We start from the raw sequence: 8,985 nt of genomic DNA, 5'->3' as shown, positions 1-8,985 counted from the left end.
CCGCAGGGCATAGGATGCGCAAATTCCTTCTGCATCAGGGGGTTCAGCCCCGCATCGAGGCGACGCCTACCCACATGTATGCACGAAGCCTCCATAAAAGCCTCCTACCACAGGAGCCTTGATGGTGGACGCAAGACATGCATTATGAAACTAGAGTGCCACTTGAGTTGTAATAGACTTCGAAAACAAACTAAACAAGTACTTCAGTTTGCTTATAGGCCTTTCAATAACTAAACCGATCACAGAGTTTGTGTATGTCCATCGTGCCATTTGACCTGCCTTGTCTTCCCGTAGCCCAAGAGCATGCTCGATGGGGTTCCTACGGATACCTAGAACACGAGGCCATTGCATCGATTGCAAGGCTCGACGGGATGATGTGCGCTTCAGCGAAGGCCGATCTTTTCTGGATCACCTGGCTGATGAAGGAAGCACAGTGTTCAAACGTCATAGAAGGTACCGTAACTTCGTTCGATGAGGTTATTGCTGAAAATGCGGGTGTCGTAGCTCCACCAGCAAGAAGGGATGATGTTCACGAAGTTTTGAATTATCGGTCTGCAATGCTTGATGGTCTTGATGCAATTGATAGTGGCCGCAATTTGTCACTTGGACTCATTAAGTCTCTACATGCGAATCTCCTTAAAGGAGCGCGCGGAGAAACAAAACGACCAGAAGAATTTCGCAGCGTCCAAGTACACATTGGTAGAGTTGGAGAACCGATAGAAAAAGCAGCCTTTATTCCGCCGGAACCGATTCGACTACTCGACTTGCTTGAAAATTGGGTTGCTTTTCTATCTCGGAATGACATAAACCCTGTCGTCCAGGTGGCTGTTGCACATGCTCAGTTTGAGATGATCCACCCGTTTCTAGATGGAAACGGACGAATGGGCAGGCTCCTAATAACGCTCTTCCTAGCAAGCAAACGTCTGATACACAAGCCCTGCTTTTACATCAGCTCTTATCTCCAAAGCCACAGAGATGAATACTACCTTGCTTTAGGTAGAATTTCCAAACATGGCGACTGGGACACATGGATAAGTTTTTTCCTAAATGGCGTCGTTCAGCACAGCGAATCAAACTTAAAGTTGCTTAATGCTATGACATCACTTTATGAAAGCTCTAAGGTCGCCTTCGCTGATGCGACGAACTCATCGTTCGCAATTGCCACACTTGATTATGTTTTCGCCAATCCAGTATTCACAATACCTAATTTAGCACAAGAAACTAACTCACATCTAACAAACGTCGGCATCACTCAAGTTATCAAAAAACTAAAATCCAAGGGGCTTGTTAGCGTTGTTCGCCAAGGGAAGGGAAAGCGACCAACAATTTACAAATTCGACGCACTCTTAAGCCTTCTTTCATAATAGTGACGCAATCGTCACCGTAAACAAATTAATTTAAGGGCGCTGCCATAAATCTAAGTCTTCGATTTAATTGTAAATTTTGTCCGCCCTATAGGCGCAAAAATGGGCGTTTTGCGATATGATTGAATCTACCAGAAAACAACACACACAAAGCGCTCATTTTATGAAGCCATGCATTACCTCCCCGGATGCTGTCAACCGGGGCGAACGCATGAAGAATAGACTGCATTTCTCAAACGCCGTATTTTCATGGAAAATAAATACCTATTCCGGTAGCTACATGGCATAATATCACTATTCGAATATGAATATGCCATGCGCGTCGACTACAAAAAATTCCCCGACATTCCTCCAAACTGCCAGCTGAACGCCAAACCCAATCGTCCGGGCGATTTTCAAGTATTTCGCGAGAATCACGTTCTCGATGAAAAGACCGGCAAGAAGAAAACCGTTCGCGAGACTATCGGCATCATCAAGAACGGCCAATTCTCTTTCGGCGAACTTTGGCTTGAGCGCCAAGAGCATCGGCGATTGCTGGAGGAAGTTGAAACGCTCCGCAAGCTTGTAGGGAAAAATGCGCTTTCACAGACCAATGAACTTGCGCAAATCTCCGAAAAAATCAAAGCCGTGTTCAAGATGCAGCAAAAGATGCCGACATCGAGGCTCGAGATTGTCACCGGGCTATCTTTCCGCTTGAACCCATCGTCATCGGCGCGCTGGCAAGCGCACTGAGCGGGGCGTCCTCATTGGACGTGAATTTCAATCAAGATCGAATGCAGACAAAAGACGTGAATTACATCACGAACCGTTCAGCCCTCAACAAGCTGGCGTTAGCCATGTTGGAACACTATCGCTATTGGCTTTGGGAGAAGAACCTCGTCAAAACACTGCCCTCGATTCGCCAGATGCAAATGCGATGCCGTAATTTTGACGAAGCCCTTCAGCGCATTGCGTGTTCTCAAGGCTTGCTATTGAAATAGAGGTGCGTTCGCCGTGTCGCGAGGGCGGCGGATGGGCGAAAATTCGCCTCACCGACAAAGAACACCAGCGAGAGGCATTCAACATGCACATCCACATCCTCGGCATCTGCGGAACCTTCATGGGCGGCGTCGCCCAGATCGCCCGCGCCGCGGGCCACCGCGTCACCGGGTGCGACCAGAACGTCTATCCGCCGATGAGCGAGGCGCTCGCGCAGAACGGCATCGAGATCACGCAGGGCTACGACCCGGGGCAGCTCGTGCTCTCGCCCGACCTCTGGGTGATCGGAAACGCCATTTCGCGCGGCAACCCGCTGCTCGAGGCGATCCTCAACGCGGGACTGCCCTACACGAGCGGCCCGCAGTGGATGAGCGAGCAGATCCTGCAGGGCCGCACGGTGCTCGCCGTGGCCGGCACCCACGGCAAGACCACGACCACGTCGATGCTCACCTGGATCATGCGCGAGGCGGGCCTCAACCCGGGGTACCTGATCGGGGGACTGCCGTGCTGGGGCGAGAAGTCCGCCGAATTGGGCGACCCCGCCGGTCCCTTCGTGATCGAGGCGGACGAATACGACACGACCTTCTTCGACAAGCGCAGCAAGTTCGTGCACTACCGCCCGCGGATCGCCGTTCTGAACAACCTCGAATACGACCACGCGGACATCTTCCCCAACCTCGAGGCGATCGAAACGCAGTTCCACCACCTCGTGCGCACGATGCCCGGTGAAGGCGTCGTGATCGCGAACGCGAAGAGCCCGGCGCTCGAGCGCGTCCTTGCGCGCGGGTGCTGGTCGCGGCTCGAGCGCTTCGACGCCGACTTCGGCACCGCGGCCGGGTGGTCGCTCTCCGAGGGCGGCGAAGCCGCCTTCGAGGGGCGCGTCGTCGGCCGCATCGAGGTCGCGATGCCCGGGCGCTACAACGAACTCAACGCGCTCGCCGCCGTCGCCGCCGCCCATGCTGCGGGCGTGTCGCCCGTCGAGGCGATCGCCGCCCTGAAGCGCTTCCCGGGCGTTCACCGCCGGCAGGAGGTGAAGGGCGAAGCCTACGGCTGCGTCGTGATCGACGACTTCGCGCACCACCCGACGGCGATCCGCGAGACGATCGCGGGCGTGCGCGCGAAGTACCGCGGCAGGCGCCTGGTGGCCGTCCTTGAGCCGCGCAGCAACACGATGAAGTTGGGGACCATGAAGGATCAGCTCGCAGGGGCGCTCGCCGGCGCCGACGAGGTCTGCTGCTACGCGGGCCGCGGCGTCGCCTGGTCGCCCGAGGCGGCTCTCGAGCCCCTCGGCGCCCGCGCCTGGGTGACGCACGACTTCGACGCCCTCGTCGAGCAGGTCGTGGCCGACGCCAAGCCCGGCGACGTCATCCTCTGCATGAGCAACGGCGGCTTCGGCGGCATCCACGGCAAGCTCCTCGCGGGGCTCTCCGAAAAGGCCGCCCGCGTCGGGGGCTTCGAGAGCGAAAGGGACTGATATGACGGCGCCCTTCACGGTGGTCTACCTCCACGGGTTCCTCTCGTCGCCGGCCTCGGCGAAGGGGCGGGAGCTCCGGGCCGCGGCCGAGGCCGCCGGACGGAGGTTCGAGGCTCCAGACCTCAATCTGCCGCCGCGAGAAGTCGAGGCGCTTCTCGAAGGCCTCTTCGGGAAGCTCACGCCCGACGCCCGCCGGCGCACGCTCGTCACGGGCTCGAGCCTCGGCGGGTTCTGGGCGCTGCGCGCCGCGCGCCGCTTCGGACTTCCCGCTGCGGTGGTGAACCCCTGCCTCGAGCCCTGGCGGTTCGTCCCCGCACACACGGGGCCGCAGCGGATCTACGGCACCGACCGGTGGATCGAGGTGCTTGCCGGGTTCGCCGACGACTTCCGGGCGCTCGCCCGGGAGACGCCGCCCGCACCCCGCGACCCCGCCGACCTGCTCGTACTCCTCTCGACCGCCGACGAGGTGCTCGACTGGCGCGAGGCCGCGCAGGCGCTCGCCGCCTCGCCGCGGATCCTCTCCGTGGGCGACGACCACCGCATGGAGCGCTTCGCCCGGTATCTCCCCGCCGTTGCCGCTTTCTTCGCGCGGCGCGCGGCCGCAAGCGGCTGAGAATCCGCCCGGGAGGGCCCGGCTGCCGCGCGCGGATCGGGCAAAATATCGGCCTCGCAGGGGGGCGCTCCCCCCGTCCCTCAGGACGGCGAAGCGGAAGAAGAAAGCAAGGAACGACCGAACGACATGTACATCTATTTCGAAGAAGACGGCGCCTTCAAGGCGGGCACGGTGCTCTCGCAGGCGGGCAGCGCCTATCAGGTGGAGCTCACGACCGGGCGCAGAACGAAGATCAAGGCGTCCCACGTCTTTTTCTCCTTCGAGTCGCCCTCGGCCGCGGAGCTGATCGCGGCGATTCCCGCGGCGGCCGAGGAGCTCGACCCCGCCTTCCTCTGGGAGGCGGCGCCCGCGGATGAGTTCACCTTCCTCGAGCTCGCGGCGGAGTACTGGGGCGAAGGCGCCTCGCCCGTCGAGAAGGCGGCGCTCCTCACGACACTGCACGCCAACCCCGTCTACTTCTACCGCAAGGGGCGCGGCGCCTACAGAAAGGCCCCGGCCGACATCCTCGCCAAGGCGCTCGAGGCCCTTGAGCGCAAGCGCCGTCAGGAGGAGCAGAAGAAGGCATGGACGAAGGAGATGGTCGAAGGGCGGCTCCCTGAACCGATCGCCCGTCAGGCGCTCATGCTCCTCATCGCCCCCGACCGCAATTCGATCGAATGGAAGGCGTTCTCGGACGCCGCCGCCGAAGCGCGGCTCACGCCCCTGCGGCTCATGCTGCAGCTGGGCGGCATCGCCTCGCCCTGGCGCTGGCACGTGGACAGCTTCTACGCGATGAACTTTCCCCGCGGACGCGGGTTCCCCGACAACCTTCCGAAGCCTCCGGCGAACGACTGGTCTGAGCTTCCGCTCGCCGACGTCGAGGCCTTCTCGATCGACGATTCGGAAACCACCGAAATCGACGACGCGGCGAGCGTCGTGCATCTCGACGGGGGCGTGACGCGCGTGGGCATCCACATCGCCGCGCCCGCGCTCATGATCACGCGCGGCAGCCCCCTGGATGAAGTTGCCAAGACCCGCATGAGCACGGTCTATGCGCCGGGGCTCAAGACGACGATGCTCCCCGAGGACTGGATCAAGGCGGCCTCGCTCGACGAAGGCGTCACCGTGCCCTGCCTCTCGCTCTACGCCTGGGTGAAGGACGACACGTACGCGGTTGAGAAGACCGAGACGCGCCTCGAGCGCATCGCCCTCAAGGCGAACCTGCGCTACGACAAGATTGACGCCCTCGTCACCGAGGAGGCGATTCAGAACCAGACGCTCGACATCCCCTTCGCGCACGAGATCTGCTGGCTCTGGCACTTCGCCAAGGTCCTGCAGCACGGCCGCGAGGAGGTGCGGGGCCGCCCCGAGCCCGTCGGCCGCGTGGACTGGTTCTTCGCGCTCGAGGGTGAAGGGGAGAACGCGGTGATCCGCGTGAAGGGCCGCCGCCGCGGCGCGCCCCTGGACCTCCTCGTCGCCGAACTCATGATCTTCGCCAACAGCACCTGGGGCCTCTGGCTCGAGGAGCACGACACTCCGGGGATCTACCGCTCGCAGCGCATGGGGCGCGTGCGCATGAGCACGTCGCCGGGGCCCCACGACGGCCTCGGGGTGCTGCGCTACGCGTGGAGCACGTCGCCGCTGCGCCGCTACGTGGACCTCGTCAACCAGCGCCAGATGATCACGGCGCTGCGCGGCGAGCCCCCCGCCTACGCCCGCAACGACGTGGACCTCTTCACGATCGTGAGCTCGTTTGAGAACATCTACAGCCTCTACGGCGACTTTCAGACGCGCATGGAGCGCTACTGGTCGCTGCGCTGGATCCTCCAGGAGGGCCTCAAGGAGATCGAGGCGATCGTCGTCAAGGGCGACCTCGTGCGCATCGACGGCCTGCCCTTCATGCAGCGCGTGCCGGGGCTGCCCGAAGACCTCGAGCGCGGACGCAAGGTGCGGCTGCGCATCCTCGGCTGCGACCTCGTGGACCTCGTGATGGACGCGCAGCTCATCGGCGTGTTGGACGAATCGCTCTCGCCCGGCGAGGAGTCGGGGCTCGAAGAGGAGCTCGCCGAGGCGGCGGCCGAAGCCGAATCCGAAGACGCCGTGAAGGCCGAGGCGCACGAAGAAGCGCACGAAGAAGCTCACGAAGCCCCCGCCTCGAGCGCTTCTTGATCTGAGGCCGGTTCCCCCTGCCGGCCGTCCGCCCGGGCCGGCCGGCCTTGTGTTAGCCTCTCGGGCGGTTCTTTCGGGCGCGGTGCGCCGCACCCGGAAGGGCGCCAAGTCACCCCTGAGGAATCCCGTCAACTACCCCGGCCTGAAGGCAGGGGTCTCCTGAGGTATTTTTGATGAGCCGCGAGGACGAAGCGCTTAAGCCCGGCGACGAGGAGGAGAACGCTCCGACGCTCGACTCCGACGAGGCCTCCCGCGCCCTCGCACGCGTTCAGCAGATCCTCGACGAGGACGAGGACCGTGCGCGCGAGCTCGCCAAGGAGCGCGGCGACCAGCACGACGACGCCCGTCCGATCACCCCCGAGGCCGCGCAGGAATTGCGCGACGTCCTGGAGCCCCTGCACCCCGCCGACATCGCCTGGGTGCTCGAGGCGCTGCCGCTCGACGACCGACTTGCCGTCTGGAATCAGGTCAAGAGCGAGTCCGACGGCGACATTCTTCTTGAAGTCAACGAGGGCGTCCGCGAAACCCTGATCGACGCGATGGATCGCGACGAGCTCGTGGACGCCGTCGAGACTCTGGACACCGACCAGATCGCCGATCTGGTGGACGACCTGCCGCCCGACGTGATGGCGGAGGTTCAGGAAGGCCTTTCGCACGAAGAGCGCGTCCAGCTGCGCGCCGCGATGTCCTACCCCGAGGAGTCCGTCGGTGCGCGCATGGACTTCGAGATGATCTCGATCCGCGAGGAGGTGACGGTGGACATGGTGCTCAGGTACCTGCGCCGCTTTAAGACCCTCCCGGACCACATGGACCAGATCTTCGTCGTGGACCGCATGGGGATTCTGAAGGGCACGCTCCCCCTCGTGGAGATGCTCACCAACGATCCGACGAAGCAGGTGCGCCGGATCATGAACACCGAGGCCTTCACGCTCAATCCGCTCGATTCGGCGAGCGACGCGGCGCAGGCGTTCGAACGCTACGACCTCGTGAGCGCGGCGGTGGTGGACGAGGCCGGGCGTCTGGTCGGCCGACTCACCGTCAACGAAGTGGTCGACGTCATTCGTGAAGAGAGCGAGGAGGACGCCTTCGGCGCCGTCGGTCTCGACGACGAACAGGACATGTACGGCGGCGTCTGGGACTCCGCCAAGAGCCGCTGGCTCTGGCTCGGCGTCAACCTCTGCACGGCCTTCTTCGCCTCGCGCGTGATCTCGGCCTTCGACGGCACGATCGAGCGCGTCGTGGCTCTCGCCGCCCTCATGCCGATCGTGGCGGGGATGGCCGGCAACTCCGGAAACCAGACGCTCACGCTTCTCGTGCGCTCGCTCGCCATGGGCCAGGTGACGATGGCGAACACCGTCGACATCTGGAAGAAGGAGATCGGCGTCGCGCTCATCAACGGCCTCATCTGGGGCGTGATCGCGGGCGCGTGCGCCTGGGGGCTCTATTGGAACATGCCCGAGGGGCGGCTGCTCGGCCTCGTGATGGCGCTCGCGATGTTCCTCAACATTCTGCAGGGCGCGGTCGTGGGCCTCGCGGTGCCGTTCATCCTGAAGAAGTTCGGGCGCGATCCGGCAATGGGGGGCTCGGTTCTCCTCACCTTCACGACCGATTCGGGCGGATTCCTGATCTTCCTCGGACTCGCCACGGCCTTCTTCCGCTGATCATTCCGGACGGGCTCCTCTGCAGGAGCTCGCTTTGTTTCCGGGCGGCGTCAAAGGTCCCCGAAGAGGCGCTTCAGGTCGTCGATCGACTTCTTCGCGGCGGGCTTCTCCTCGTCGCTCTCGCGCACGGAGATTTCGCGGACGGTGTAGACGTCCTCGATCTCCTCCTTCCAGTAGACGTGCGGGGCGCTCGAATGGAGGAAGCGCTCGGCGACTTCGGGGCCGACCGACTCGGCGCGCAGCACGCGCTTTGTTTCAAACTCCACGTCGAGGCACCGCCGCGAGCGGTCGTAGCCCGCGGAGGCGATGCCGCCGCGGTGAATGGGTCTGCGCTTCATGTCCGGACTCCTGATCGAAAAGACGCCGCTCCTCCTCGCGCGGGCGGGCGGCCGTCCCAGAATTGTAGGAGGCTCTCCGGGGCCGGAGCGCCGCCCGTCCTGAGCGGCCGCATGACGCTTGCCGTTCCTTTCGTTGCAGAAAAATGCGTGAGCCGCTCCTCGAATTCTGTTAACCTCCCGCCAAATGCAGTTCCGGGAGGTCGGGGAAACCCTGATCCTCCCACGACTTCTCCGCTTTCATCGGGCGGCGCATGCGCCGGACCGGTTTGTTTCGCTTTGTAGACGAACCAGCGTTCAGTCGTGAGCTTCGCCGCCCCCGCTCACAGAACAAGACGAAAGGAGAAGGAGCGGACGCCCGAGCCTCAGGGCGCCCCACCCGGGAGCCGTACGGATCCCGGAGGGCGCTTCA

General features: G+C 62.6%; 8 protein-coding genes. 7 read left to right on the top strand and 1 reads right to left on the bottom strand.

Annotated features, from left to right (window positions below):
* Positions 1–254: 254 nt before the first annotated feature.
* From ACT6Y9_RS05935 to mgtE, 7 genes are all read left to right on the top strand, one after another.
* Positions 255–1,364, top strand: a complete 1,110-nt coding sequence (locus ACT6Y9_RS05935) for a Fic family protein (protein WP_443743851.1) — start codon at positions 255–257, stop codon at positions 1,362–1,364.
* 315 nt (positions 1,365–1,679) lie between these two features.
* Positions 1,680–2,096, top strand: a complete 417-nt coding sequence (locus ACT6Y9_RS05930; protein ID WP_443743850.1) for a hypothetical protein — start codon at positions 1,680–1,682, stop codon at positions 2,094–2,096.
* 41 nt (positions 2,097–2,137) lie between these two features.
* Positions 2,138–2,344 (top strand): hypothetical protein, encoded by a 207-nt coding sequence (locus ACT6Y9_RS05925; RefSeq protein WP_443743849.1) that lies wholly within the window; start codon positions 2,138–2,140, stop codon positions 2,342–2,344.
* A gap of 83 nt (positions 2,345–2,427) precedes the next feature.
* The gene (mpl, locus tag ACT6Y9_RS05920; RefSeq protein ID WP_443743848.1) at positions 2,428–3,816 is read left to right on the top strand and encodes a UDP-N-acetylmuramate:L-alanyl-gamma-D-glutamyl-meso-diaminopimelate ligase; all 1,389 of its coding nucleotides are present in this window, start codon (positions 2,428–2,430) and stop codon (positions 3,814–3,816) included.
* A 1-nt stretch (position 3,817) separates the two neighbouring features.
* On the top strand, positions 3,818–4,429 hold the full coding sequence (locus ACT6Y9_RS05915) for a YqiA/YcfP family alpha/beta fold hydrolase (protein WP_443743847.1): 612 nt from the start codon (positions 3,818–3,820) through the stop codon (positions 4,427–4,429).
* 126 nt (positions 4,430–4,555) lie between these two features.
* Complete coding sequence (locus tag ACT6Y9_RS05910) at positions 4,556–6,577, top strand: ribonuclease catalytic domain-containing protein (RefSeq protein WP_443743846.1); 2,022 nt, start codon at positions 4,556–4,558, stop codon at positions 6,575–6,577.
* Positions 6,578–6,750: 173 nt separating this feature from the next.
* On the top strand, positions 6,751–8,238 hold the full coding sequence (mgtE, locus tag ACT6Y9_RS05905) for a magnesium transporter (RefSeq protein ID WP_295477626.1): 1,488 nt from the start codon (positions 6,751–6,753) through the stop codon (positions 8,236–8,238).
* A gap of 50 nt (positions 8,239–8,288) precedes the next feature.
* Here the strand turns inward: mgtE and ACT6Y9_RS05900 are convergent, their stop codons facing one another.
* On the bottom strand, positions 8,289–8,576 hold the full coding sequence (locus tag ACT6Y9_RS05900; RefSeq protein WP_295477629.1) for a KTSC domain-containing protein: 288 nt from the start codon (positions 8,574–8,576) through the stop codon (positions 8,289–8,291).
* Between the last annotated feature and the right edge of the window lie 409 nt (positions 8,577–8,985).

The sequence above is a fragment of the Sutterella sp. genome, from assembly GCF_052272535.1.
Classification (GTDB): domain Bacteria; phylum Pseudomonadota; class Gammaproteobacteria; order Burkholderiales; family Burkholderiaceae_F; genus Sutterella.
The sequence above is the reverse complement of the archived record's forward strand: the minus strand, read 5'-3'. Positions and strand labels throughout refer to the sequence as shown.

Excerpts from the sequence above, each read along its gene's own strand:
- mgtE (WP_295477626.1), top strand. The coding sequence starts at position 6,751 with ATGAGCCGCGAGGACGAAGCGCTTAAGCCCGGCGACGAGGAGGAGAAC.
- ACT6Y9_RS05935 (WP_443743851.1), top strand. The coding sequence starts at position 255 with ATGTCCATCGTGCCATTTGACCTGCCTTGTCTTCCCGTAGCCCAAGAG.
- ACT6Y9_RS05930 (WP_443743850.1), top strand. The coding sequence starts at position 1,680 with ATGCGCGTCGACTACAAAAAATTCCCCGACATTCCTCCAAACTGCCAG.
- ACT6Y9_RS05900 (WP_295477629.1), bottom strand. The coding sequence starts at position 8,576 with ATGAAGCGCAGACCCATTCACCGCGGCGGCATCGCCTCCGCGGGCTAC.
- ACT6Y9_RS05915 (WP_443743847.1), top strand. The coding sequence starts at position 3,818 with ATGACGGCGCCCTTCACGGTGGTCTACCTCCACGGGTTCCTCTCGTCG.
- ACT6Y9_RS05925 (WP_443743849.1), top strand. The coding sequence starts at position 2,138 with ATGCAGACAAAAGACGTGAATTACATCACGAACCGTTCAGCCCTCAAC.
- mpl (WP_443743848.1), top strand. The coding sequence starts at position 2,428 with ATGCACATCCACATCCTCGGCATCTGCGGAACCTTCATGGGCGGCGTC.
- ACT6Y9_RS05910 (WP_443743846.1), top strand. The coding sequence starts at position 4,556 with ATGTACATCTATTTCGAAGAAGACGGCGCCTTCAAGGCGGGCACGGTG.